The sequence below is a fragment of the Citrobacter sp. FP75 genome (assembly GCF_018342065.1).
In the GTDB taxonomy this organism is placed as follows: Bacteria; Pseudomonadota; Gammaproteobacteria; order Enterobacterales; family Enterobacteriaceae; genus Citrobacter.
Window position 1 is genome coordinate 497,490 of record NZ_JAFDOE010000003.1, and the last position, 23,522, is coordinate 521,011.

Consider the following 23,522-nt stretch of genomic DNA (forward strand, 5'->3'; position numbering starts at 1 on the left):
TTTCACGCGGGCAGGAGCTGAACTATGCAGCCTGACCTGCACAGCCGCGCACTTGCGGCCCACACCTTGCACCAATTTAGAACGCTTTCCCCCCTCACGCATTGTATGACCAATGAGGTCGTGCAGAACTTTACGGCCAATACGCTTCTGGCGTTGGGCGCGTCGCCGGCCATGGTGATTGAGCCTGAAGAGGCCAGCCAGTTTGCGGCTATTGCCAATGCGCTGCTGATTAACGTGGGTACGCTGACCGAGAATCGCGCCATTGCCATGCACACGGCGGTCGTACAGGCGCTGCGGGCTAATACTCCCTGGACGCTCGATCCCGTTGCCGTTGGTGCGCTGGAGTTTCGTCGCCGTTTTTGCCTGGAATTACTCTCGCTACAACCTGCCGCTATTCGCGGTAACGCCTCTGAAATACTCGCTCTGGCAGGGATGACCACGGGTGGTCGTGGTGTGGATACCACTGACTCAGCAGCCGCTGCTCTGCCTGCAGCGCAGGCGCTGGCGCGTCAGGTTGCCACTATCGTGGTAGTGACCGGCGAAGTGGACTATGTCACCGATGGCCAGCGTACCGTCTGCGTGAACGGCGGTGACCCGTTGATGACCCGTGTAGTGGGTACCGGATGCGCGCTATCGGCGGTTGTTGCAGCCAGTTGCGCACTGAAAGGTGACAGGCTGGATAACGTCGCCTCTGCCTGTAGCTGGATGAAACAGGCCGGGCAAATAGCCACGGAGCAATCGACGGGACCGGGCAGCTTTGTCCCGGCATTTCTCGACGCCCTCTATCAACTTAATGCGCAGGAGCAGGCATGAAACGGATTAATGCATTGACGATCGCCGGAACCGATCCCAGCGGTGGGGCGGGTATCCAGGCCGATTTAAAAACCTTCTCGGCGCTGGGCGCTTACGGCTGCTCGGTTATCACGGCGTTAGTGGCACAAAATACGCTCGGGGTGCAGTCGGTGTATCGCATTGAACCTGATTTTGTCGCCGCACAGCTGGACTCCGTGTTCAGTGATGTGCGTATTGACACAACTAAAATCGGCATGCTGGCGGAAACGGATATTGTCGAAGCGGTCGCCGAGCGTTTACGCCGTCATCAGGTACAAAACGTGGTGCTTGATACGGTGATGCTGGCGAAAAGCGGCGACCCGTTGTTGTCTCCCTCGGCGGTTGAAACGCTGCGTACCCGCCTGTTGCCGCAGGTGTCGATTATCACGCCAAACCTGCCGGAAGCCGCTGCGTTGCTTGAAACAACGCATGCCAGAACGGAGCAGGAGATGCTAGAGCAGGGTAGAGCGCTGCGGGCGCTGGGCTGCGAAGCGGTGCTGATGAAAGGTGGTCATCTGGATGACGCGCAAAGCCCGGACTGGTTGTTTACCCGCGACGGCGAGCAGCGCTTTACCGCGCCAAGGGTGATGACCAAAAATACTCACGGCACCGGCTGTACGCTGTCGGCGGCGCTGGCGGCGCTGCGTCCGCGCCATGCAAACTGGGCCGATACGGTACATGAGGCCAAAATGTGGCTGTCGGCGGCGCTGGCACAGGCTGATACCCTGGAAGTGGGCGGGGGGATTGGTCCGGTTCATCATTTCCACGCGTGGTGGTGACGAACATAAATGCGTATACTGGCTGCAGAAACGGCTGCCAGGAAAAAGATAAATGGAACAAGCGCATACCCAGCTTATCGCGCAACTGAATGAACGTATTTCAGCAGCGGATAACACGCCGCTGTACATGAAATTCGCGCAAACGGTCAAAAACGCTGTACGCAGCGGCATCCTGGAGCATGGCAATATTCTGCCTGGCGAGCGCGATCTTAGCCAGTTGACCGGCGTCTCTCGTATTACGGTGCGTAAAGCGATGCAGGCGCTGGAAGAAGAGGGGGTGGTGACTCGCGCCCGCGGTTACGGAACGCAGATCAACAATATCTTCGAGTATTCGCTAAAAGAAGCGCGCGGCTTTTCTCAGCAGGTTGTGTTACGCGGTAAAAAACCGGATACGCTGTGGGTCAATAAGCGCGTGGTGGCGTGCCCGGAAGAAGTGGCCCAGCAGCTGGCGATTGCCGTCGGCAGTGACGTCTTCCTGCTTAAACGTATTCGCTACGTGGATGAAGACGCGGTTTCTATTGAAGAATCCTGGGTCCCCGCACATCTTATTCATGATGTGGATGCCATCGGCGTCTCGCTGTACGACTATTTCCGCAGCCAGCATATTTTCCCGCAGCGCACGCGATCTCGCGTCAGCGCCCGCATGCCGGATGCGGAATTCCAGTCGCATATTCAGATGGACAGCAAAGTACCGGTACTGGTGATCAAGCAGGTTGCGCTTGACCAGCAGCATCGGCCCATTGAATACAGCATCAGCTATTGCCGCAGCGACCTATACGTCTTTGTGTGCGAGGAGTAACGCCTCACGCGAGGGTGCGCAATCACCGCCGCGATGCCCAACCACCCAAGATCCCACCGCGTTACCCAGTAGCACGGCATCGGCCAGCGGCCAGCCTGATGCCAGCCCGGCCAGCATGCCGCCGGCGTGACTGTCCCCTGCGCCAATGGTGTCAACAACAGTCGTTGGAAATGCAGGCACGCGGCCGGACGTGTGTTCGCTGAAATACCATGCGCCGTCTTTATCGTGGCGAACCACAACCGGCGTGGCAAAGCGGGTCACCCACTCGGCGCCAAAACTTTCGACATCCGTGCTTAACCTGAATCGCTCGGCGGCAATTTCCGCCTCCTGGCGATTGAGTGATACCAGCGGGCGGCAGGTCATAATACGGGTCATCAAGACCTCGGAAATGTCACCTATACGTGGTCCAAAATCGATAAACGGCGTTACCTCATCCAGGCCTTCCAGCCACTGTACCAGTAGCTCACCGCACGGTGAGGCCAACTGATAACCTGAAAGGTAGACCAGGCTGTGGCGCGGGATCATTAGCTGAGCCAGCCAGTCGGCGTTCCACTGATTTTCAACGCCGCTAAAGGACATAAAGGTGCGTTCGCCATCCGGTTCGACTAACGCCAGGCACCAGCCGTTATCGCCTTCGGCATTGTCGATCAGACTGCGTAATCCCTCTTTTGCCATCCGGTTGCGGATAATATCGGCCCACACCCCCTGACCTAACGGCAAGGCATTACTGGCGTCAATACCTAAACGTTTAAGCGCGACGGCAATGTTCAGCGCACAACCGCCGACGTTCACACCTTGCTGCTTGAGTTCAATGTCACACCCGCGCCAGGGGAGGGCATACGCATCGGCAATCACATCGATCACCGCCGCGCCCACCACCGTCACCGGCCGCTGCATGTGCAACTGCGGGAGAAGCGCTTGCAGACGCATCGTGTTCATAGCGCCTCCCGCTGCTCGCGCAGGCGCAGTAATCCGCTGGCGTAGCGGTTAAAATCCAGCTGATTGACCGCGTCCAGTTCCTGCTTCAATACTGGGTTAATCGCGCTTACGCCGTGCAACGCGCCGCAAATTGCCGTCGCCATCGCCCCAATGGTATCGGTGTCGCCACCGAGGTTCGCGCACAGAACGGCGCAGCGGTTGGGATCGGTCTGCGCCAGTTCTACCATCGCGATGGCGCAAGGCACCGATTCAATGGTGCTGGTTCCGGCCCCAACGACCTGATACAACTGCTCGCTGGCAGATTCTGCGCCGTTAGCCTCGCGCACGATTTTCAGCGCCAACTCGAGGCGCGCTGAGAGCGAGGCGCTAAAGGTGGTGATCCGTTTTTGCTGCGCATGCCGGGCAATGGCAGGCAGCGCCTCAACAATATCGGACCAATTTGCGCCGTCGACAGCGCGCGACACCGCCCACGCGACAACCACAGCACCGGCTACCGCCAGATCCGATTTATGCGTCGGGCTGGAGGCCAATGCCACGTCATCGATAAAGGCATCGAGATCGCGTGCGGGTAGCAGGCAGCCTAACGGTGAAACGCGCATTGCCGCTCCGTTAGTTACACCATTGTTTTCCAGCTCAGCGACGGGTTTGCCGTCGCGGATGGCGTTTAACGCAATTTTTGAGGTAGGGCCGAGTACGTTTTTATTGAAGGCATCAAAACGTTCGGCCCAGGCCAGAATATTGCGGCCAATAATGTCGGGTACAATTTCTCCGTTACACTCAAGCAGGGCATCCGCCAGACACAGCGCCATGGACGTGTCATCAGTGAACTCCGCTTGGTTAAAATAACAGGCGGCATTATTTTCTGCAGGTCCCGGTAAAAACCGGTCGATCCAACCGAAGTGGGCTTTAACCCGGGTTCTGGGCCATAATTCCGACGGCATGCCCATCGCATCCCCTAACGCCTGCCCATAAAGAGCACCGAGAATACGCTCTGCTTTCATTTTACTTCCCCTTGTTTCAACGCTACATCGCGATCGTCCACCTTAATGGCGGTGATTTCTTTGTCTGATTCGCGAAAGAAAATCATAAACAACACGGCAATGACGGCGATCATGATCGCGCCAAATCCCCACATGCCCGCCCAGTTAAAGGTGAGACCGTTGACTGGCTCTTTATAAGCGAACATTTTCTCCATCATCACCCCGCCCAGGCGGTAACCGAGCAGGCTACCGAATCCCTGACAGCAGAGGGTGATTAAACCTTGTGCGGCAGTACGCATATGTACCGGCGCTTTTTTATCCACATAGATATAAGCCGTGACGTAGTAGAAGTCGTAACTGACGCCGTGCAGCAGAATGCCGAGAAACAGTAGCGCGTAAGTGAAATATTCTTCTGAGCCGCCGTAAACGAAAAAGCCATAGCGGATCGCCGCGGTAATAAGACCAAGTAATAATACCTTTTTAATGCCAAAGCGCTTAGTGAAGAACGGTAGCGCCAGCATAAAGAAGATTTCCGAAAACTGACCCAGCGTCATCCAGCCGGTGGCATTTTTCATCCCGACTTCTGTCAGGTAGCCGTTGGCGAAGATGTAATAGAACGCCAGCGGCATCGCAAACAGGAAAGAGCAGAAGAAAAAGACAAGGAAGTTTTTATCACGCAGCAGGATCAGCGCATCCAGACCCAGCATGACCTTGAAATCCATCTTGCCGGTACTTTTCGGCGGCGTATCCGGTAAAAAGAAGGCGAAGACACCCAGCACGGCTGAACTACCGGCAGCGATCAGCAGCGGGATGTTGGTCGGCGAGATATCGCTGTAGCCCAGCATCTGAGGTAAAAACCCACAGGCTAAACCGGAGGCAATCCAGCCAATGGTGCCCATCACGCGAATGCGCGGGAAATCACGCTCGACGTCCGGGACGTTGGCAAAGGCAATGCTGTTGGTCAGCGCAATGGTTGGCATGTAGGTGAGTGAGTAGGCCAGCAACAGCGGGAAGAAGCCGCTAAATGTGGTCTGCTGCGCGGCGAAAAACATCAGAATTGCGCCGACGAACATCAATACGGCCAGCACTTTTTGCGCGGAGAAAAAACGGTCTGTTAGTGAACCAACGAAAATCGGCGACAGGATCGCGGCGATCGCCGTACAGGCGTACGACCAGCCAATTTCCCCGGCGGTAAATCCGCTTTTACTCAACCATAACCAAAGCGGTACAAACCAGGCGCCCCAGATAAACCACTCCACAAACATCATGAACGACAGCTTTGCTGTAGTTTTCATCTTTAAATCCTTCATGACAGGTAAGGTACGTCGAGATAGTACCACTTGATAATACCTTTGAAATACCTTTGTGTTTTAATTTTGACCGCCGTAACGTTTTTTATGCCTGAATCGAGCCAGCAGAAGTTGCTGAAAAGTGCGCTAAAGATGGAAAAAAAGTGCGGTTGGTACCAGGCTTATGGCTGCCCGCAACAAGGCGGGCCAGGACAATCCACATTCCGGTATCCAATCGGAACTTACGGGAGCATAGCTATGACTGATATTGCGCAGTTGCTTGGCAAAGATGCCGACAACCTTTTACAGCATCGTTGTATGACCATTCCTTCTGACCAACTTTACCTGCCAGGACATGATTACGTCGACCGCGTGATGGTGGATAACAACCGACCGCCAGCCGTACTGCGTAATATGCAGACGCTGTATAACACGGGCCGACTCGCTGGCACGGGATACTTGTCTATCTTACCTGTGGACCAGGGCGTGGAGCATTCCGCCGGGGCTTCGTTTGCGGCTAACCCGCTGTACTTTGATCCGAAAAATATTGTTGAGCTGGCTATCGAAGCGGGCTGTAACTGTGTGGCGTCAACCTATGGCGTGTTGGCTTCCGTTTCCCGCCGCTACGCACACCGTATTCCGTTCCTCGTGAAAATTAACCACAACGAAACGCTCAGCTACCCGAACACATTTGACCAGACGTTGTATGCCAGCGTGGAGCAGGCGTTCAATATGGGCGCGGTGGCGGTCGGGGCGACAATCTATTTCGGTTCTGAGGAATCCCGTCGCCAGATTGAAGAGATTTCTGCGGCGTTTGAACGTGCCCATGAGCTGGGTATGGTGACGGTACTGTGGGCCTATCTGCGCAACTCCGCGTTTAAAAAAGACGGTGTGGATTATCACGTTTCCGCCGACCTCACCGGGCAGGCAAACCATCTGGCGGCCACAATCGGGGCGGATATCGTCAAGCAAAAAATGGCAGAGAATAACGGCGGGTATAATGCGGTTAATTTTGGCTATACCGACGATCGCGTCTACAGCAAGCTGACCAGCGACAACCCGATTGATTTGGTTCGTTATCAGCTGGCTAACTGCTATATGGGTCGTGCCGGATTAATAAACTCTGGCGGTGCTGCAGGGGGCGAAACCGATCTCAGCGATGCGGTTCGTACGGCGGTGATTAACAAGCGTGCTGGTGGTATGGGGCTGATCCTCGGGCGTAAAGCGTTCAAGAAAACCATGGCTGATGGCGTTAAGTTGATTAACGCCGTGCAGGATGTTTATCTGGATAGCAAAGTCACTATTGCCTGAGTCATTGCGGGCGGTTGTGTATTAACGCAACAACGGGCAGCCCGGTGGTAACCGACAGCGCAATGCGGCGGGGAGGATTTCGATGTGAAATTCCTGTCCGCCGAGCGGTTCGCCATCGAGATTAAAGGTGATTTCATGCGGGGCGCGGATATCAAACCATGATGACGCGCCATCAATAATATTAGGATTGTCAGCGGATTGGGTGAGCGCTGAGAGCAGCGCCGGAAGAAGCTCATCGCCGGTAAAAATGCGCAGCTGTAGCAAACCGTCGTTGATAAGCGCCGTGGGGCAAAGCTGCTGTCCGCCGCCCGCCTGACGACCATTACCGATGCCGATCACCAGTGCGTCACCCTGCCAGTGAAAGTTTTCCCCACGAATTTCGCAGCTGTCGGGCTTCAGCGTGTCCATACGCATTAGTCCATGAATAAAGTACGACACGCCACCCAACGCCGCTTTGAGTTTCTCCGGCGTTTCTGTCGTTACCCGCGTACCGAAACCACCCGTCGCCATATTGATAAAACAGGTCTTATCGTTGACCTGTACCATGTCTATCTCAACCGCATTGCCGGCGATGGCCAGCTTCAATGCTTTATCCAGCGTCTCGGGAATACCTGCACTTGTGGCGAAGTCATTGGCGGTCCCCAACGGTAAAATCCCTAGTGCGGGAATATCTTCCCCCTCGCAGTGGATTAGCGCGGTAGAGACTTCGTTGATGGTGCCATCGCCGCCGCCCGCAATGACGGTGGCAACGCCCAACTGTCGGGCCTCATCAACGTAGCGGCGGGCATCGCCTTTTTCCCAGGTGACGCGCACGTGGATTTCCACACCCTCATCGCGAAGCACAGCAATCGCCTCGCGCAGGGGGAGATTATCAGCACTTTTTCCGTTCAGGATCAGTAAGCTGGCAGGGAATGCTATCATCCTATGGCCTCACTTTTATTGTTTTAACAAGTGTATGCCAGGAATGCGTTTATGGCGTAAGAACTGACTGAAAGCGCGGGCGTTAAACGTAAAAAAGCCGCGATAAGCGGCTTTTCAGGTAGGTCAGGAATTACTGCGGGAACCACTGGTCGCTAATTTTCTGGTACGTACCGTCAGCTTTAATGGCGGCCAGCGCGGTATTCAGTTTTTCCAGCAGCGCTTTGTTATCCGGGCGAACGGCAATGCCAAGACCGGTGCCGAAGTATTGCGGATCGGTAACTTTGTCCGTTGCCACGCCTAACTGCGGGTTGGTTTTCAGCCACTCGTTAACTACGGCGGTGTCGCCAAATACACCATCAATACGGCCATTTTTCAGGTCGATAATCGCGTTCTGGTAGCTGTCGTAGGCCACGGTTTTCACTTCAGGATGTTTGTCCTGCAGGTATTTCTGGTGCGTAGTGCCGTTTTCCATACCAATGCGTTTACCTTTCAGGTCGGCAAAGGTTTTATAGGTATCTTTTTTCGCAATGACCAGCGCTGAGTTAGCATAGTAGGGCTGGGTAAAGGAAACCTGTTTGCTACGTTCTGGTGTGATATCCATACCGGAAATCACCGCATCATATTTTTTGAATTTCAGCGCGGGGATTAGACTGTCGAAAGCATGATTAGTAAAAGTACAGTCAGCCTGCATTTGTTTGCACAGCGCCGTTGCCAGGTCGATGTCAAAACCGACGATTTTATTGCTCGCGTCCAGCGATTCAAATGGCGGGTAGGTCGCTGAAACACCGAAATTGATTTTATCAGCAGCTGAGGCGCCAGCGGCGAAAGTTGCAAGTAATGCGGCCAGGACTAACTTTTTCATGGTGGAACTCCCGTCTGTCAATCTTATGATGATTCACCGTGTCTGCGGCGTTGATTTACAATGCCATTTAATGAATTTGTATGCAATAAAAATGATTAAATATTTTTAATGACATAAAAAAAGACGGGCAGTTGTGAGACTTGCCCGTCTTATATTTTTGGGGTTATGCAATTATCCAGCTTAATTGCGGTGTTCAAACGCCAGCGCTTTACGCTCGATTAAGCGCATCATTAACGTCAGCAGTCCGTTAACAATCAGATAAATCACACCCGCCGCGCCGAAGACCATGACGTCATAGGTGCGACCATACAACAGCTGGCTGTAGCCCATGACTTCCATCAGCGTGATGGTGTAGGCCAGGGAGGTACTTTTAAACACCAGTACCACTTCATTGGAATACGAGGAGAGGGCGCGTTTAAAAGCGTACGGCAGCAAAATGGCCAGCGTGTCTTTTTTGCTCATCCCCAGCGCACCGCAGGATTGCCACTGACCTTCCGGGATCGCACGGATAGCACCGTAAAACAGCTGCGTGGTATACGCGGCACTGTTTAACGACAGCGCAATCAAGGCGCACAGCCACGGTTCGGAAAGCAGATGCCACAGTACCGGATACTCCTGCAACGCAGGAAACTGCCCCGGGCCGTAGTAGATCAGGAAGATTTGCACCAACAGAGGCGTACCGGTAAACAGCGTGATATAGGCGCGAACCAGCCACACCAGTACCGGTGTTTTCAGCGTCAGGATGACGGTGAAAATCAGCGCCATGATCAGCGCAACCACGATGGAGGCGACCGTCAGCGTCAGGCTGGTATGCAGCCCTTTCATCAGTTCAGGTAAATACTCAAGCATCAGCCCGGTCTCCGCTCAAAACGTGTCGCGCGCAGGTCAATGCGTTTGAGAATGTACTGACTCACCAGCGTAATCACCAGATAAATGGCCGCTGCCACGATGTACCAGGTAAACGGCTCCTGGGTACGCGTAGCAATGCTTTTGGTTTGCAGCATCAGATCGTTGACGCTGATAAGGCTGACCAGCGCGGTATCTTTCAGCAATACCAGCCACTGGTTGCCCAGACCCGGCAAAGCGTGACGCCACATCTGCGGCATGACCAGGCGAAAGAAGATCGCGGTTTTAGACAGCCCCAGCGCCTGGCCTGATTCCCATTGCCCGAGCGGAACGGCTTTCAGCGCGCCACGCAGCGTTTGCGACGCATAGGCCGCATACAACAATGACAGCGCGATAACCCCGCACAGGAACGGGCTGACGTCGAAGTTTTCGATCTGCATCTGTACCGGGATCTGCACGAACCCAAGATTTACCGTAAACCCGTCCGCCAGCGTCAGCAGCAGCTGTGAAGAACCGAAATAGATAAACAGAACCACCAGAATTTCAGGTAGCCCTCGCAGGAGTGTGACCAGGGCCGAGCCTGTCCATGCCACCAGGCGCCATTTTGCAGACTCCCAGACGGCAAAAAGCATCGCGAGTGCCAGGCCAATGATCAGCGCACAAACGGCAAGGCCGACGGTCATCCCGGCGGCGCTTGCTAAAGGAAAAAATTCATTCATCTAATATTACTTCTGGAACCATTTGTTATAGATGGTTTCGTACGTTCCATCTTTCTTCACTTTTTCCAGCGCAGTGTTGAATTTCTGCTGCAGCTCGGTATTGCCCTGGCGCACCGCGATGCCCAGACCGGTACCGAAGTAATCTTTATCGGTGACTTTATCACCCACGGCGGCCAGTTTCGGATTGTCTTTCAGCCATTCAGTTACGACGGCAGTATCACCGAAGACGCCATCAATACGCCCGTTCTGCAGGTCAAGTTTGGCATTCTGGTAGCTGTCATACGGAACGGTGGTGACTTCCGGATGTTTATCCATGATGAATTTCTGGTGCGTGGTGCCGTTTTGTACGCCGACTTTCTTGCCTTTCAGCTGGTCAATACTGGTGTATTTACCCTGTTGACCAACAAACAGCGCGGAGTTGTCGTAGTAAGGCGTGGTGAACAGCACCTGCTTTTCACGCTCTGGCGTGATGTCCATACCGGCCATCACTGCGTCAAAACGACGGAATTTCAGGCTGGGGATCAGGCTGTCGAAGGCCTGGTTAGTGAAGGTACAGGTAGCGTCGATCTCTTTACACAGCGCGTTCGCCAGATCAACGTCAAAACCCACGATGTTGTTATTGGCATCGATGGATTCAAACGGAGGATAAGACGCTTCGGTTGCGAAACGAACGGTTTGGGCTGCGGTAGCGGAAAGGCTAAAACCTGCGATTAGCGCGGCAATCAGAACTTTTTTCATTGTATTGTCCCGAATCTTAGTGAGAAAGATAGTTTTTAAACGCTTCGGTTTGCGGGTTGGCAAAGCAGCTCGCATCCCCAAACTCGACGATATGACCGTTTTCCATATACACCACACGACTGGCCGTTTTACGAGCCACTTCCACTTCGTGGGTGACGATCACCTGAGTAATTTTGGTTTCTGCCAGCTCACGGATGATGCTGACGATTTGTGCGGTAATTTCCGGGTCAAGGGCTGCAGTCGGTTCATCAAACAGCAGCACCTGCGGCTCCATCATCAACGCACGGGCAATAGCCACACGCTGTTGCTGACCGCCGGAGAGATGCAGTGGGTAACGATCGCTGTAGGGCTTCAGACGCAGACGTTCCAGCAGCTTCTCGGCGCGCGCCAGTGCCTGATCTTTTGTCAGACCCAGCACGCGGCAGGGGGCTTCGATCAGGTTCTGCTGCACCGTAAGATGCGGCCAAAGATTGTATTGCTGAAAGACCATACCCACGTTCTGACGCAGCTCACGAATGGCTTTATCGGACGGAGTTTTCGTGAAGTCGAAACGGTTACCGGCAATAGAGAGCGTGCCCGAACGCGGCATCTCAAGCAGGTTGAGTACGCGCAGCAGCGAGCTTTTCCCGGCTCCGCTTGGGCCAAGTAACACCAGTGTTTCGCCCTGAGGGCAATCCAGCGTGATATCGAACAGCGCCTGATGTGCGCCGTAGAAGCAATTAATGCCGTTTAATTGAATACTCATTGACACTCGTATACTGGCAGTCTGATAGCTATTGAAGCCGCAGATACTACCTTTGACAGAATAGTTATGCAATATTTATGCGTTAAAAGTTAAATGCAAACCGCATTCTTCTCTAAACATAGCACAAAATAGCGGGGCCACCAGCGGGCAAGAATAATTGTCGGCATTCTATGCAGAATGCCAGACAATTTATGGGGGTTATGATTTTAGCGGTTGAATGACGTGGGTTAGCGGTTTTCTACAGACTGGCGCAGCGTCCCGGCTGGCGCGTGTACGCTGCCGCCCAGATAGCGTACATCATCCACGACCCAGCATTGGCCTTCACGGATCATCAGCACTTCGTCACGCCAGCTCTGGTCACCCTGCTTAAGCTCTACGCGTAGCGGAATATTGCGTGCATCACTATTCGGAATAGTTGATGCACTGGCAACGCTGGCGCTGTCCGGCAAGGTAGTGCGACTGGAGAAAGGATCGCTGTTCAGCAGTTCGCGGTGTGAGTTATCGCGGCTGGCATCGGTCAGCAATTTTGCCAGGTCGTCACTTAAGTATGGACGCAGGGCGGTGATGTCGTTGCTACGATGCTGAATGCGATAATCATAAAACTGTTGAGCCACGCTGTCCGGCCCGCCTTCCACGCAGGCGCCGCTACGCGTGCCGTTGTCTTTATAGGCCGGGGTGACGGTGGTACAGGCGCTGAGAAGAAGTGCACAGGGGACCAGCAGAGAGAGTTTCGAGTAGCGCATAATGATTTCCTTATAAGCTTTCTACTAATAGTGTTCTACGGGGGACAATTCTATCCTTTCAATAACTGTATAATCATTCAACAGCTTGTTTTGTCATACATAAATTCGCAGATTGCACCTTTTAGAGCATCTGTGGGTTCTTACTGCTAACCTCGGTTAAGTATATCAAACTGAGACGTGGTGTTGTCGCCATCGATGCTCCCTATAGTGTATAGGCCATCTACGTATCTGCATGCTTATTTACGAGACGATAAAATGTGGGATAACGGATTGCGGCCTGTAGGCATAAAAGTGTCGCGTACGCTATCAGGATATCCGGATGGCTAAAATAAGAGTTGATTAATCCGTATACCCATGCGTTAATAGCGGAGTCGGTTTGAAGAACAGACGATTTACAAAGTAGTTTACTCAAGCAGTTCTCATTTTCAGGTTTATCCAATTATCCCTTCTTTGAGTCTCTCCGCTAAGCACTAAGTCGATTCTGTAATAAAACCAAATATGCCTAAAGGCTCAAATTAAGGAATAAAATAGATGTCTAATAAAATGACTGGTTTAGTTAAGTGGTTCAATCCTGAAAAAGGTTTCGGATTCATCACACCAAAAGATGGTAGCAAAGATGTGTTTGTTCATTTTTCTGCTATTCAAAGTAACGACTTTAAAACGCTGAATGAAAATCAGGAAGTCGAATTTAGTGTGGAGCAGGGACCTAAAGGCCCATCCGCTGTTAATGTTGTGGCGCTCTAAGGTAACTATTATTACTAATCATATTCACTTTCGTTGCCCATGTTGCCATGGGTCACAGTACAGAACATCGAGCTTCGATGTTACTGATGGAAATCCTTTCGGCGCGAAATGTATTTTTTGCAAATCTAAAATGATCACATTTGATAACGTTGCAATGTACATTCGTTCTGGCCAAACGCCATTGGATTTCAGAAAATAAATGTTTAAGGCTCTTTTTGGGGCCTTTTTAACGACTTAGCAGGTACATTTCTATTACAATTAACCCGTTGTTGGGTTCAGTATGTGTATCTATTACCATAAATAAAATAACTAACCAATAATCGCGATCCCAAGGCGCTCCATTATTAATGACGCCTGATAGCTGTCCAACTTGACGCCTTGTAAATCAACTCCACGCACATCTAAATCACCAAGCTCGGAATTTGTGAGATCGCAATGGGTAAAGTTTGCTGCCCGCCAGTCTAATGATGAGAATTCACCTCCTGAGAGGTCTGAACCGCTAAATGTTGCTCCAGGGATCTGAGTGCCAATCCAACGGTTTTCCCACAGTTCACACTTTTCGAGTACGACTTTCGAAAAATTGGCATAGCTCAGATTGGTGTTAGTGATATAAGCACTACAGAACCAGGTGCGTGTTGTTATCATGTTCATAAAACTCGCGCCACGAAAATCAGCACCTTGAGCGCGACAGGCGCGAATTTCTATTCCAAGCGCACTGATATTCCTGAAATCCGCCATGGATAAATCGCAACTTTTGAAAATGGCATCTTTCAGGATGGCGCGGTTGAAATTACATCCCTTTTGGCTTTCGCGGTCATAGAACTGGCAGCCAATAAATTCAGTACCGCTAAGATCTGCGCCCGAAAAATCACAGTTAAAAAACGTGCTGTTTTCAATTCTCGCGCCAGTAAAGCGATTTCTGTCAATTCTTTCGCCATCTAAAGCCAGGGTCATAGTTGTATGCCTGTTTTTTTATACAGTACAACGATACTAAACTGATTTAGCGCCGAGCGTCAAACCTTCAGTCATCTTTTTCAACATCCGCTTCTGGCCTCTGCTCATTGGGCTTGGTTGAGGAAACTTTATATGGGAATATATGCAAGGCATTGGCTGCCATGGGGTAAACACCGAGGCACTCAGTTTTGGTTATAATTTCTTCTTCTGACAGGAAAGAGGAAGGTTCTCGCCCGCCCCACAGGTTAATCCCTTCAGGAATATCGTTTCTGCTGTATTCCTCGGCAATTTCGATGGTTCTGCCATTATTCAGTTCAATGACCACACTTTTCCCGTCGACCGGAATCAAATTTCCATCATTGTCAGTTGTGTAGATCTTCATTACATCTCCTTAACGTGCTGAAAAATAATATGCCTCTGGGCAAACTTAGGTCATTTTGAAAATTATACAATCAGAACCTTTCAATGATAGTGTTTCGGTTCGATAATGCCTTAAGACTGTGTTCTTAGCGCAACAAGGAGATGTACCATGCAGTTTTCGACAACCCCTACGCTGGAAGGGCAGAGCATCGTGGAGTACTGCGGTGTGGTGACCGGCGAAGCCATTTTAGGCGCGAATATTTTCCGCGATTTTTTTGCCGGCATTCGTGACATTGTTGGCGGTCGCTCCGGCGCGTATGAAAAAGAGCTACGCAAAGCCCGTGAAATTGCCTTCCAGGAACTCGGCGAACAGGCGAAGGCGCTGGGCGCGGATGCGGTTGTCGGTATCGATATTGATTACGAAACCGTGGGCAAAGACGGCAGCATGCTGATGGTGAGCGTCAGCGGCACTGCGGTGAAAACTCGCCGATGAAGCGTCTGCTGTGTCTGCTGGCATTTGCCGTGCTACTGACGGGATGTGCCAGCGAAAAAGGGATTGTCGACAAAGACGGGTATCAACTTGATACCCGCCGTCAGGCGCAGGCTGCTTATCCGCGCATTAAAGTGCTGGTTATTCACTACACAGCCGATGATTTTGACTCGTCTCTGGCTACGCTGACCGATAAAAACGTCAGCTCGCACTATCTGATCCCGGCCGTACCGCCGCTGCATGGCGGTAAGCCGCGTATCTGGCAACTGGTTCCGGAAAAAGATCTGGCCTGGCATGCGGGAATTAGCTTCTGGCGCGGTGCCACCCGTATTAACGATACCTCGATTGGCATTGAGCTGGAAAACCGTGGCTGGCAGAAATCAGCGGGCGTGAAATATTTTGCTCCGTTTGAGCCGACGCAGATCCAGGCGTTGATCCCGCTGGCAAAGGATATTATTGCCCGCTACGACATCAAGGCGCAAAACGTGGTGGCTCACGCGGATGTTGCGCCGCAGCGCAAAGACGATCCCGGCCCGCTGTTTCCCTGGCGTGAACTGGCGGCACAGGGCATTGGCGCCTGGCCAGATGCGCAGCGCGTTGCGTTTTATCTCGGCGGACGCACGCCCCATACGCCGGTAGAAACCGCAGCGTTGCTTGATCTGCTGTCGCGCTATGGTTACGAGGTGAAACCGGACATGACGCCGCGTGAACAACAGCGGGTGATTATGGCGTTCCAGATGCACTTCCGCCCGGCGTTGTGGAACGGCGTGGCGGATGCAGAAACTCAGGCGATTGCCGAAGCGTTACTGGAGAAATACGGGCAGGGCTAGCGCGGTAACTTACCGTGGTCGCGCAGCCAGGCCGCGGTACGCTCAATTCCTGCATCCAGCGTCACTACCGGCTGATAGCCCAGCTCTTCCTGGGCGCGGGTGGTATCCAGCGTAAAGTCAAAATTGAGCTTCGACACGCCGTAGTGCGTGAGTTTAGGCTCTTTCGCCGATTTATTCCCCAGACGCTCCATACTGCGGGCAATCATGTCGAGCATCGGATAGGGAACAGAGCGGATGCGGCAATCAATATTGAGCTCGTCAATCAGCTTCTGCACGATGCTACGCAGAGTGCGATGCTCGCCATTGGTGATGTTATACGCGCGACCTGACGGCAGATTGTCACAGGCTTCCTGGCTTGCCAGCCACATCGCGTGAATCGCATTTTCATAATAGGTCATATCGACCAGCGCACTCCCGCCATGTGGGAGCAGGACGCTGCCGTAGTGGTACATCATGTGCGCCAGGCGGGGAATAAAAACCTTATCGTGTGGGCCGAACAGACTTTGCGGGCGTAAAACCGTAAACCGGGTCTGTGGGTTAGCCTGGGCTAACAGCGCAACCACGTCTTCGCCAGCCGCTTTACTGCGGGCGAATTCGTTGGCGAAGCGGTGTGGACGAAAGTCCTCTTTGATATCGCGATGATGGTGATAATCAAAATAGAGCGACGGGGAGGAAATATGAATAAAGTTACGTACACCCCAGGCAACCGCCCATTCACCCAGACGGCGGGTGGCCCGGACGTTAGCCAGATCAAAGGCTTCTTGAGTTCCCCACGGTGAGGTAAAACTGGAACAGTGCCACAGCGTGTCGATGCCTGCGAGCATGACTTTCGCCTGCGAAGAGACCAGTTCGGTCAAATCCGCATGCACAAATTCTGCGCCCATTTTCTCCAGCAGCTTACCCATCGCTTCATTGCGACCGGTGGCTCTGACGCTGATGCCTTTCTTGCGTAAAAACTCAACCGCGTTTCGGCCTAAGCCGCTGGTGGCTCCGGTAACCAGTACCTTCATATCAATCCGCTGTGTTTAATAGAACTTCACGCGCATTCTTCCGTGAAATACGCCTGTATGCAATGGGAAACATGAAAGAATACAGTCTCTTTTTGTCTTTAGTCTGTGATTTGTTCTGCAAGTTTGGCGATACGCTTTGCCATCCCTCTGAAAATAAACAGGTGCGCCGGGATCATCAGCAGCCAGTAGAACAGGCCGGGCATGCCGTGCGGGTGCCACCAGGCGCGCACGTCTATGCGTCGGCGATCGCCTTTATCTTCCAGGGTAAAACTCAGACGACCGAGTCCGGGAGCCTTCATACCAAATAACAACGTCAGCTGCTTTTCCGGCTCGACGATGATGACCTTCCAACTATCCACCGTATCGCCGACTTGTAAAATCGGGCGCTCCGGTCGACCTTTTGCCAGTTTATGCCCCACCAGCAGGTCCATTACTGCGCGTGTCTTCCACAGAATATTGCCAAAGAAATAGCCTTCTTTGCCGCCGAGGCGATTGACCACCTGCCATAAAGACTTCAGGCTGGCGGAGGTATCGACGCTAAATCCGGCCTGTTTGGCGAAATAGCCATATTCCGGCCGCCAGCGGGCAAATGCCTGTGCGTCGTAACCCCATTCGCTTGAGTCGACCAATTTTTCTTCTTCCTTGAGCGTGCTGCGTACCGCATCGTCAAAGACGATGAGCTTTTGGGGTATCAATGCCTTCAGTTCAGTGTCATCGGCCAGCAGGTCGTGTTTCAGGCCCTGTATCAGCGCTTTTGCGGTGGTCGGTGGAACCGAGGTGATCACATTTAAAAACCACACCGAAATCCAGCGGGTCGGAAAGGGGATAGGGATGAGCAGGCGATGCTTGCCGCTGACCGCCATAAAATGTTCGAACTGTTCCTGGTAGCTTAATACCTGCGGGCCTGCCGCTTCGAGTACGCGATGGCCGCTGGCCGGGTGTTCCAGCAGTGCAACTAAATAGTGCAGCAAATTCTCCAGCGCGATAGGCGTGGTGCGTGAACGCACCCAGCGTGGCGGGGTCAGCACCGGCAGGTTGTAGACCATATCACGCATCACCTCAAAGGCTGCAGAGCCTGCCCCGACGATAATACCTGCCCGTAACTCCGTAACCGGCACGCCAGATTCGCGCAGCGTGTCTGCCGTTATCTGGCGGGCGCGCAGGTGATCGGACTGTTCATGTTTAGGGGCTTGCAATGAGCTCAGGAAAATCAGCTGTTTGACTGGCGTGTTCCGTAGCGCATCGCGGACATTCAGCGCCACCTGACGCTCGTGGGCGATAAAATCACCGCCTTCACCCATCCCGTGCACCAGATAATAGACCGTATCAACGCCCGTCAGCAGTGGTGTCAGGTTATCAGGCCAGTTTAAATCGACCTTATAGCAACTGACACCCGGCAGTTGCTGCTTGTCCAGTCGCTCAATGCGACGTGCCGCCGCCAGCACCTGATGCCCCTGCTGGCTGAGCGCCTGTACCAGATGTTGACCAATGTAGCCACTGGCACCAAGTACCAAAATCCGTTGCGGCACGCCTGTCTCCTTATTGGTTTAAGAACGCGCGCCAGTGGGCGGCGACTTCAGCAAGTTGCTCACGTGAGACGTCAAGATGCATCACCAGACGCACAATCGGCGAGGCGTTAATCAGGACGTCTTTAGACTTCATATACTCGCCCAGCGCGGCGGCGTGTTCTTCACCCACGCGGACAAACAGCATATTGGTGTCGTGACGCATAACGTCAGCACCCGCTTCACGCAGTTGCTCTGCCATCCATGCCGCGTTGTCGTGATCGTCTTGCAAACGCGCCACGTTATTTTTTAACGCATACAGCCCGGCTGCTGCCAGAATACCGGCCTGGCGCATACCGCCCCCGGTCATTTTACGCCAGCGAATGGCGCGTTTGATGTAATCATGGCTGCCGACCAGCAGTGAGCCGACCGGTGTCCCCAGACCTTTGGACAGACAAATGGTGAACGAGTCGCAGTATTGCGTGACATCTTTTAACTCACAGCCGTAGGCGACGATGGCGTTAAAAATACGCGCACCGTCGACGTGCAGCGCCAGATTCCTCTCACGGGTGAATTCCCAGGCATCCTTCAAATACTCACGCGGCAGCACTTTGCCGTTATGGGTGTTTTCCAGGCTGAGCAGGCGGGTACGGGCAAAGTGAATATCATCGGCTTTGATTTTTGCGGCGACTTTGTCCAGCGGCAGAGAACCGTCCGGCGCGGCGTCGATAGGCTGCGGCTGAATGCTGCCGAGCACCGCTGCGCCACCGGCTTCGTATAAGTAGTTATGTGCCCCCTGGCCGGCGATGTACTCTTCGCCGCGCTGACAGTGGCTCAGCAACGCTACCAGATTCGCCTGGGTGCCGGTAGGTAAGAAAATAGCCGCTTCTTTGCCAGAAAGCTCAGCGGCATACTGCTGAAGGGCATTGACGGTAGGGTCGTCGCCGTACACATCGTCCCCGACCGGGGCGGCCATCATTTCTTCGAGCATGGCGCGACTCGGACGGGTGACAGTATCACTGCGTAAATCAATCACGGGCATTCCTTGGTAAGTGAGGTAATGCCCTCTGTTTTACCTTAGCCAGTTGGTTTTCGCCAGTTCGATCACTTCATCCCCGCGTCCGCTGATGATGGCGCGTAGCATATACAGGCTGAAACCCTTCGCCTGCTCGAGTTTAATTTGCGGTGGAATGGCGAGCTCTTCTTTCGCCACCACCACGTCGACCAGTACCGGACCATCAATCGACATAGCCCTTTGTAGCGCTTCATCGACCTCTGAGGATTTCTCCACGCGAATGCCCGTAATGCCACAGGCTTCGGCAATCCGTGCGAAGTTGGTGTCATGTAGTTCTGTTCCGTCGGTCAGATACCCTCCGGCTTTCATCTCCATCGCCACAAAACCCAGTACGCTGTTATTGAACACGATGATTTTTACCGGCAACTTCATCTGCACAACCGACAGAAAATCGCCCATCAGCATGCTGAAACCACCGTCGCCGCACATGGCGACCACCTGGCGTTCGGGTTCCGTTGCCTGCGCACCCAGCGCTTGTGGCATGGCGTTAGCCATCGAACCGTGGTTAAACGATCCGAGCAGGCGGCGTTTGCCGTTCATTTTCAGATAGCGTGCCGCCCACACGGTCGGCGTGCCGACATCGCAGGTAAAGATAGCGTCGTCAGCGGCGAAATGGCTGATCTGCTGCGCCAGATACTGTGGATGAATGGCTTTATCGCTGGGTTTGGCTAAATCATCCAGCCCTTTGCGTGCATCACGGTAGTGTTCCAGCGCTTTGTCGAGAAACGTTCGGTCAGTTTTTTCTTCCACCAGCGGCAGCAGGGCGCGAAGCGTGGCTTTAATATCGCCGACCAGCGCCATATCAACTTTACTGTGCGCGCCAATGCTTGCCGGGTTGATATCAATCTGAATAATTTTGGCGTCAGTGGGGTAGAACGGACGATAGGGGAACTGGGTACCAAGCAAAATCAGCGTGTCGGCGTTCATCATGGTATGAAATCCGGATGAAAAACCAATCAGCCCGGTCATGCCCACGTCGTAAGGATTGTCGTACTCGACATGTTCTTTGCCGCGCAGGGCGTGAACAATCGGCGCTTTGATTTTCGCGGCAAACTCCACCAGTTCTTTGTGCGCACCCGCGCAACCGCTGCCGCACATCAGCGCGATATTGCTGGAATAGCGCAGCAGTTGTGCCAGTTTTTTAATCTCTTCTTCCGCCGGGGTGACCACCGGTAATGGCGCGTGATACCAGTGTGTACTGGCGCTTTCCGGTGCGGCTTTCAGCGCAACATCGCCCGGCAATACCACCACGGAAACGCCCCGATTCAGTACCGCTTTGCGCATAGCAATTGCCAGCACCTGTGGGATCTGCTCAGGGCTGGAAACCAGCTCGCAATAGTGGCTACATTCGCGGAACAACTCTTGCGGGTGGGTCTCCTGAAAATAGCCGCTGCCAATCTCACTGGAGGGAATATGTGCGGCAATCGCCAGCACCGGGACGTGGTTGCGGTGGCAATCAAACAGGCCGTTAATCAGGTGCAGGTTTCCCGGTCCGCATGAACCTGCGCAGACAGCCAGTTCGCCCGTCAGTTGCGCTTCTGCGCCCGCGGCGAAGGCGGCAACCTCTTCATGACGGGTCGGCATCCAGTCAATTGTTCCCATGCGATTGAGACTATCGCTGAGACCATTCAGCGAATCACCCGTTACGCCCCAAATGCGTTTTACGCCAGCTTGTTCAAGGGTTTTAGCAATAAAAGCGGCAACCGTTTGTTTCATGGTTTTCCATCTCCTTAAATGTGATACCGCTTACAAGTTTAGATGAAGATAATAGTTATGCTTCTCATTCCCCCTTATTTCCGGCAGGTTTCATTTAACCTGTATAAAGCGTAGTTTGTTATTGGACATGGTGAAACAAGGAATGAATTCAAATGGTTACAAATCTATTAAATGCAGTGAATCGCATGTTGGCGCATGAGGATTTTGGCAAGTTTTTGTTACGCCTTGCCGTTGGGGGGCTGATGCTGTTTCACGGTCTGCATAAACTGTTCGCCGGGATTGATGGCATCAGTGGCATGCTGATAGCGAAAGGTTTCCCAGGCTTTATCGCTTACGGCGTTTTGCTCGGAGAAGTACTGGCGCCGTGCCTGATTATTCTCGGCATTCTGACGCGCCCGGCCGCGTTAGGGCTGGCATTTACGATGGTTGTCGCATGGCTGATGGTCGGGATGGGAGAAACCTGGTCGCTGGATAAAACCGGCGCGTGGGCGATTGAAAGCCTGGTGTACTTTTTTATCGGCGCACTGGCAGTGGCGTTTTTAGGTGCCGGGAAATACGCGCTGGGTGGTCATTCGGCCTGGCGGTAGTGTGCAGTGAACGAGCAATGTGGCGGCGAGTACAGGCCAGATTTTCTGCTCGCCTCTTCACTGGAGACGATCGTTAGTCGATGTCGTCACAGTTCCACAGCTTGCGCCTGCGTCGCACCGCGCCTTGCGTCAACGCGTTCGCCATGGCAGCGCCGATTTCAGCGCTGACCACAAGGCCCTGGATAAAAGGACGGTCGTGCATTAACCACGGTAGCCCGCCAAAGGCGATGCGACCACATGCATTTTCCGGCGCTTGCAGCGTGTAATCGTCGCCAACATCTGGGATCTCATCGCCGCAGGCCAGCAGTTGGCTGCGTAGCGTGGGAAAGGGAATATCTTTGCTTTTCAACGCCCGCTGTCCTCTGGCGTCAATAAACACATCAAATTCGCTGCGCTGGTTGTGGTGGCAGATAACCGTTATATCCTGCTCATTCTGGCGTTGATAATCTGAGCCCAGCGCCAGGATCTTAATTAACCCGGCATCGTGCAGCGCCAGCAGTCGGCGGATGGATTCCGAAGGGATCGCCGCATAGTTATCGATAAACACGCGTCCCAGTCCGCGCTTGAAGCGTTCTTTGTCTGAATCGTCAAGATGAGGCACGACCTGTTCGATAACCTCGTGTAGTCGCAGAAGGGTATAGCGCCACGTGATGGTTCGCTGTTCGCGCTTATTGCGCTCGACTTCCAGCAGGTTGCGTTTTGCCCAGTCAAAAGGATCGTGCTGTATCCTGTCTGCAAAGTAGACCCCGGAAAAAGTATCTGCCGTCAGTGTCTCAAGTGCGACTTGCTGACTCCACTGCGGTGCCGCGTTTTGCAACTGCTTGACGATAAGCTGGAAGATTCGTTCCAATAATCCGTGTTGACCTTGTGCGATGATGTGTTCAATTGCCTGCCCGGTGGCGATATTCAGCGGCTCATAAGGAAGGGGGCAGTAAAAATCGGCTTCCGGCAGCACGCCGGTGCGCGACATCAGGGTCAATTTCAGGTTTTGGCGACCAGGTTTGCACGTAAAATGGAGGGTGTTGTCAGAACCGGTAGTGAAGGCACCATGCTGACTGACCACGGCAACCGCTGCGTCGATTGCGCTTAACGAGGTTCCCAGTATGCCCACTCTACAGGCGTTAATCTGTGCGTCCATCAGACCGGTCCACGGGCTGGGGAAAAACTCCCGTGGTGAGCCGTCGTTTTCAGGCCACAGATGACCCGTGGCGATAACAGCGAAATCCACCTCGACAGGCTTTTGAGCGTGGTTTATCCATAAAGTAACACCCTCCGGGTTTGCGCGCAGGTCGGTGACTTCGCTTGATTCATTAACGGAAACCTCAAAGCCAGATCCACGCGCCTTATCAACAATGGCTAAGAAGCGATCGCGATAATAATCGCCGAGGATCACGCGGGGCAAAAATTGCCGTTCATGAAGAGAAGCGCGCTCAATGCCAAACTGCGCCAGGTAGTCATCGTTTTGATTCTGTAACCACGTCAGATAACTGATATAAATCGGTGGGATCTCAATGCTGGCAATATTTGCCAGCATGTGGGCTGCATTATTGTCGCTGTTGTACGGCATGCCCACGCCTGCCTCTTCAGCTTGCTCGTAGAGCTGCACCGCCAGCGGTTCGCCGCGTTCAACCAGGGCATGAAACGTATAGATTCCAGTGGGTCCGACGCCGACGATGGCCACTTTTTTCATGGGGATCCTTATTTTGCCAGCTCGACGTTGTGGTCTGGGTTTTGGATAAGTTGACGAAG

General features: G+C 53.3%; 26 protein-coding genes. 9 read left to right on the top strand and 17 right to left on the bottom strand.

The features are described 5' to 3' along the window. Positions 1-24: 24 nt before the first annotated feature. The 3 genes from thiM to JQ822_RS13630 are packed head-to-tail and all read left to right on the top strand — an operon-like array spanning position 25 to position 2,409. On the top strand, positions 25-813 hold the full coding sequence (gene thiM, locus JQ822_RS13620; RefSeq protein ID WP_213133900.1) for a hydroxyethylthiazole kinase: 789 nt from the start codon (positions 25-27) through the stop codon (positions 811-813). Then, positions 810-1,610 carry a bifunctional hydroxymethylpyrimidine kinase/phosphomethylpyrimidine kinase gene (thiD, locus tag JQ822_RS13625; protein ID WP_213133901.1) on the top strand — a complete coding sequence of 267 codons (801 nt, stop codon included), beginning with the start codon at positions 810-812 and terminating at the stop codon, positions 1,608-1,610. Before thiM ends, thiD begins: the two co-directional genes overlap by 4 nt. Positions 1,611-1,662: 52 nt before the next feature. After that, entirely contained in the window at positions 1,663-2,409 is a 747-nt protein-coding gene (locus JQ822_RS13630) for a GntR family transcriptional regulator (protein ID WP_213133902.1), read from the top strand. On the opposite strand, the gene JQ822_RS13635 is transcribed toward JQ822_RS13630, so the two are convergent. From JQ822_RS13635 to JQ822_RS13645, 3 genes are read right to left on the bottom strand one after another with little or no spacing between them, the layout of a single operon-like run. Then, entirely contained in the window at positions 2,383-3,348 is a 966-nt protein-coding gene (locus JQ822_RS13635; RefSeq protein WP_213133903.1) for a PfkB family carbohydrate kinase, read from the bottom strand. The two genes, JQ822_RS13630 and JQ822_RS13635, sit on opposite strands and share 27 nt — an antisense overlap. Then, on the bottom strand, positions 3,345-4,349 hold the full coding sequence (locus tag JQ822_RS13640; protein ID WP_213133904.1) for an ADP-ribosylglycohydrolase family protein: 1,005 nt from the start codon (positions 4,347-4,349) through the stop codon (positions 3,345-3,347). Before JQ822_RS13640 ends, JQ822_RS13635 begins: the two co-directional genes overlap by 4 nt. Next, positions 4,346-5,623, bottom strand: coding sequence for a nucleoside permease (locus tag JQ822_RS13645; RefSeq protein ID WP_213133905.1), 1,278 nt, complete (start codon positions 5,621-5,623; stop codon positions 4,346-4,348). The genes JQ822_RS13640 and JQ822_RS13645 overlap by 4 nt, the downstream gene beginning before the upstream one ends. A 252-nt stretch (positions 5,624-5,875) precedes the next feature. Here JQ822_RS13645 and fbaB point away from each other — a divergent pair, with 252 nt between their 5' ends. Then, positions 5,876-6,928, top strand: a complete 1,053-nt coding sequence (fbaB, locus tag JQ822_RS13650) for a class I fructose-bisphosphate aldolase (RefSeq protein ID WP_213133906.1) — start codon at positions 5,876-5,878, stop codon at positions 6,926-6,928. 21 nt (positions 6,929-6,949) lie between these two features. Here the strand turns inward: fbaB and yegS are convergent, their stop codons facing one another. The 7 genes from yegS to JQ822_RS13685 all read right to left on the bottom strand — a co-directional run bounded on the left by yegS (position 6,950) and on the right by JQ822_RS13685 (position 12,502). Next, a complete protein-coding gene (yegS, locus tag JQ822_RS13655; RefSeq protein WP_213133907.1) occupies positions 6,950-7,849 on the bottom strand; it encodes a lipid kinase YegS in 900 nt (299 codons plus the stop codon). 130 nt (positions 7,850-7,979) lie between these two features. Beyond that, complete coding sequence (gene artJ / locus JQ822_RS13660; RefSeq protein WP_213133908.1) at positions 7,980-8,711, bottom strand: arginine ABC transporter substrate-binding protein ArtJ; 732 nt, start codon at positions 8,709-8,711, stop codon at positions 7,980-7,982. A gap of 180 nt (positions 8,712-8,891) precedes the next feature. Then, entirely contained in the window at positions 8,892-9,560 is a 669-nt protein-coding gene (artM, locus tag JQ822_RS13665; RefSeq protein WP_213133909.1) for an arginine ABC transporter permease ArtM, read from the bottom strand. Further along, positions 9,560-10,276: an arginine ABC transporter permease ArtQ gene (artQ, locus tag JQ822_RS13670; RefSeq protein ID WP_213133910.1), complete on the bottom strand. Its 717-nt coding sequence runs from the start codon at positions 10,274-10,276 to the stop codon at positions 9,560-9,562. The genes artM and artQ overlap by 1 nt, the downstream gene beginning before the upstream one ends. A 6-nt stretch (positions 10,277-10,282) precedes the next feature. Beyond that, a complete protein-coding gene (gene artI / locus JQ822_RS13675) occupies positions 10,283-11,014 on the bottom strand; it encodes an arginine ABC transporter substrate-binding protein ArtI (RefSeq protein WP_213133911.1) in 732 nt (243 codons plus the stop codon). A gap of 16 nt (positions 11,015-11,030) precedes the next feature. Then, the gene (gene artP, locus JQ822_RS13680; RefSeq protein WP_213133912.1) at positions 11,031-11,759 is read right to left on the bottom strand and encodes an arginine ABC transporter ATP-binding protein ArtP; all 729 of its coding nucleotides are present in this window, start codon (positions 11,757-11,759) and stop codon (positions 11,031-11,033) included. Between the two features lie 227 nt (positions 11,760-11,986). Next, the gene (locus tag JQ822_RS13685) at positions 11,987-12,502 is read right to left on the bottom strand and encodes a lipoprotein (RefSeq protein WP_213133913.1); all 516 of its coding nucleotides are present in this window, start codon (positions 12,500-12,502) and stop codon (positions 11,987-11,989) included. 531 nt (positions 12,503-13,033) lie between these two features. Between JQ822_RS13685 and cspG the strand changes: the two genes are divergently transcribed. Both cspG and ymcF read left to right on the top strand, forming a co-directional pair. After that, positions 13,034-13,246, top strand: a complete 213-nt coding sequence (gene cspG, locus JQ822_RS13690) for a cold shock protein CspG (protein WP_046479624.1) — start codon at positions 13,034-13,036, stop codon at positions 13,244-13,246. A gap of 10 nt (positions 13,247-13,256) precedes the next feature. Continuing rightward, a complete protein-coding gene (gene ymcF, locus JQ822_RS13695) occupies positions 13,257-13,445 on the top strand; it encodes a cold shock small protein YmcF (protein ID WP_096759373.1) in 189 nt (62 codons plus the stop codon). A 110-nt stretch (positions 13,446-13,555) separates the two neighbouring features. Here ymcF and JQ822_RS13700 read toward each other — a convergent pair whose 3' ends face one another. Then, the gene (locus JQ822_RS13700) at positions 13,556-14,200 is read right to left on the bottom strand and encodes a quinolone resistance pentapeptide repeat protein QnrB89 (RefSeq protein WP_213133914.1); all 645 of its coding nucleotides are present in this window, start codon (positions 14,198-14,200) and stop codon (positions 13,556-13,558) included. A gap of 67 nt (positions 14,201-14,267) precedes the next feature. Beyond that, positions 14,268-14,582, bottom strand: a complete 315-nt coding sequence (locus JQ822_RS13705; RefSeq protein WP_213133915.1) for a hypothetical protein — start codon at positions 14,580-14,582, stop codon at positions 14,268-14,270. A 147-nt stretch (positions 14,583-14,729) separates the two neighbouring features. Here JQ822_RS13705 and JQ822_RS13710 point away from each other — a divergent pair, with 147 nt between their 5' ends. Both JQ822_RS13710 and JQ822_RS13715 read left to right on the top strand, forming a co-directional pair. Further along, positions 14,730-15,053, top strand: coding sequence for a heavy metal-binding domain-containing protein (locus JQ822_RS13710; RefSeq protein ID WP_001160725.1), 324 nt, complete (start codon positions 14,730-14,732; stop codon positions 15,051-15,053). After that, entirely contained in the window at positions 15,050-15,880 is an 831-nt protein-coding gene (locus tag JQ822_RS13715; RefSeq protein WP_213133916.1) for an N-acetylmuramoyl-L-alanine amidase, read from the top strand. Before JQ822_RS13710 ends, JQ822_RS13715 begins: the two co-directional genes overlap by 4 nt. On the opposite strand, the gene JQ822_RS13720 is transcribed toward JQ822_RS13715, so the two are convergent. The 4 genes from JQ822_RS13720 to poxB form a co-directional block, all read right to left on the bottom strand. After that, positions 15,877-16,890, bottom strand: a complete 1,014-nt coding sequence (locus JQ822_RS13720) for an NAD-dependent epimerase/dehydratase family protein (protein ID WP_213133917.1) — start codon at positions 16,888-16,890, stop codon at positions 15,877-15,879. The genes JQ822_RS13715 and JQ822_RS13720 overlap by 4 nt on opposite strands. A 98-nt stretch (positions 16,891-16,988) precedes the next feature. Further along, the gene (locus JQ822_RS13725) at positions 16,989-18,419 is read right to left on the bottom strand and encodes an SDR family oxidoreductase (RefSeq protein WP_213133918.1); all 1,431 of its coding nucleotides are present in this window, start codon (positions 18,417-18,419) and stop codon (positions 16,989-16,991) included. A gap of 10 nt (positions 18,420-18,429) precedes the next feature. Next, a complete protein-coding gene (gene ltaE / locus JQ822_RS13730; RefSeq protein ID WP_213133919.1) occupies positions 18,430-19,431 on the bottom strand; it encodes a low-specificity L-threonine aldolase in 1,002 nt (333 codons plus the stop codon). A gap of 36 nt (positions 19,432-19,467) precedes the next feature. Next, entirely contained in the window at positions 19,468-21,186 is a 1,719-nt protein-coding gene (poxB, locus tag JQ822_RS13735) for a ubiquinone-dependent pyruvate dehydrogenase (protein ID WP_213133920.1), read from the bottom strand. A 152-nt stretch (positions 21,187-21,338) separates the two neighbouring features. Between poxB and JQ822_RS13740 the strand changes: the two genes are divergently transcribed. Continuing rightward, the gene (locus tag JQ822_RS13740) at positions 21,339-21,773 is read left to right on the top strand and encodes a DoxX family protein (RefSeq protein ID WP_213133921.1); all 435 of its coding nucleotides are present in this window, start codon (positions 21,339-21,341) and stop codon (positions 21,771-21,773) included. 73 nt (positions 21,774-21,846) lie between these two features. Here the strand turns inward: JQ822_RS13740 and JQ822_RS13745 are convergent, their stop codons facing one another. Then, positions 21,847-23,463 (bottom strand): FAD-NAD(P)-binding protein, encoded by a 1,617-nt coding sequence (locus JQ822_RS13745; protein WP_213133922.1) that lies wholly within the window; start codon positions 23,461-23,463, stop codon positions 21,847-21,849. Between the last annotated feature and the right edge of the window lie 59 nt (positions 23,464-23,522).

What these genes read in the sequence shown, in the direction of transcription:
- JQ822_RS13645 (WP_213133905.1), bottom strand. Translation starts at nt 5,623, where the DNA reads ATGAAAACTACAGCAAAGCTGTCGTTCATGATGTTTGTGGAGTGGTTT.
- JQ822_RS13635 (WP_213133903.1), bottom strand. Translation starts at nt 3,348, where the DNA reads ATGAACACGATGCGTCTGCAAGCGCTTCTCCCGCAGTTGCACATGCAG.
- JQ822_RS13685 (WP_213133913.1), bottom strand. Translation starts at nt 12,502, where the DNA reads ATGCGCTACTCGAAACTCTCTCTGCTGGTCCCCTGTGCACTTCTTCTC.
- yegS (WP_213133907.1), bottom strand. Translation starts at nt 7,849, where the DNA reads ATGATAGCATTCCCTGCCAGCTTACTGATCCTGAACGGAAAAAGTGCT.
- artI (WP_213133911.1), bottom strand. Translation starts at nt 11,014, where the DNA reads ATGAAAAAAGTTCTGATTGCCGCGCTAATCGCAGGTTTTAGCCTTTCC.
- artQ (WP_213133910.1), bottom strand. Translation starts at nt 10,276, where the DNA reads ATGAATGAATTTTTTCCTTTAGCAAGCGCCGCCGGGATGACCGTCGGC.
- artM (WP_213133909.1), bottom strand. Translation starts at nt 9,560, where the DNA reads ATGCTTGAGTATTTACCTGAACTGATGAAAGGGCTGCATACCAGCCTG.
- cspG (WP_046479624.1), top strand. Translation starts at nt 13,034, where the DNA reads ATGTCTAATAAAATGACTGGTTTAGTTAAGTGGTTCAATCCTGAAAAA.
- JQ822_RS13720 (WP_213133917.1), bottom strand. Translation starts at nt 16,890, where the DNA reads ATGAAGGTACTGGTTACCGGAGCCACCAGCGGCTTAGGCCGAAACGCG.
- poxB (WP_213133920.1), bottom strand. Translation starts at nt 21,186, where the DNA reads ATGAAACAAACGGTTGCCGCTTTTATTGCTAAAACCCTTGAACAAGCT.
- JQ822_RS13715 (WP_213133916.1), top strand. Translation starts at nt 15,050, where the DNA reads ATGAAGCGTCTGCTGTGTCTGCTGGCATTTGCCGTGCTACTGACGGGA.
- thiD (WP_213133901.1), top strand. Translation starts at nt 810, where the DNA reads ATGAAACGGATTAATGCATTGACGATCGCCGGAACCGATCCCAGCGGT.
- thiM (WP_213133900.1), top strand. Translation starts at nt 25, where the DNA reads ATGCAGCCTGACCTGCACAGCCGCGCACTTGCGGCCCACACCTTGCAC.
- JQ822_RS13700 (WP_213133914.1), bottom strand. Translation starts at nt 14,200, where the DNA reads ATGACCCTGGCTTTAGATGGCGAAAGAATTGACAGAAATCGCTTTACT.
- JQ822_RS13710 (WP_001160725.1), top strand. Translation starts at nt 14,730, where the DNA reads ATGCAGTTTTCGACAACCCCTACGCTGGAAGGGCAGAGCATCGTGGAG.
- artJ (WP_213133908.1), bottom strand. Translation starts at nt 8,711, where the DNA reads ATGAAAAAGTTAGTCCTGGCCGCATTACTTGCAACTTTCGCCGCTGGC.
- JQ822_RS13745 (WP_213133922.1), bottom strand. Translation starts at nt 23,463, where the DNA reads ATGAAAAAAGTGGCCATCGTCGGCGTCGGACCCACTGGAATCTATACG.
- artP (WP_213133912.1), bottom strand. Translation starts at nt 11,759, where the DNA reads ATGAGTATTCAATTAAACGGCATTAATTGCTTCTACGGCGCACATCAG.
- fbaB (WP_213133906.1), top strand. Translation starts at nt 5,876, where the DNA reads ATGACTGATATTGCGCAGTTGCTTGGCAAAGATGCCGACAACCTTTTA.
- JQ822_RS13630 (WP_213133902.1), top strand. Translation starts at nt 1,663, where the DNA reads ATGGAACAAGCGCATACCCAGCTTATCGCGCAACTGAATGAACGTATT.
- JQ822_RS13705 (WP_213133915.1), bottom strand. Translation starts at nt 14,582, where the DNA reads ATGAAGATCTACACAACTGACAATGATGGAAATTTGATTCCGGTCGAC.
- JQ822_RS13640 (WP_213133904.1), bottom strand. Translation starts at nt 4,349, where the DNA reads ATGAAAGCAGAGCGTATTCTCGGTGCTCTTTATGGGCAGGCGTTAGGG.
- JQ822_RS13740 (WP_213133921.1), top strand. Translation starts at nt 21,339, where the DNA reads ATGGTTACAAATCTATTAAATGCAGTGAATCGCATGTTGGCGCATGAG.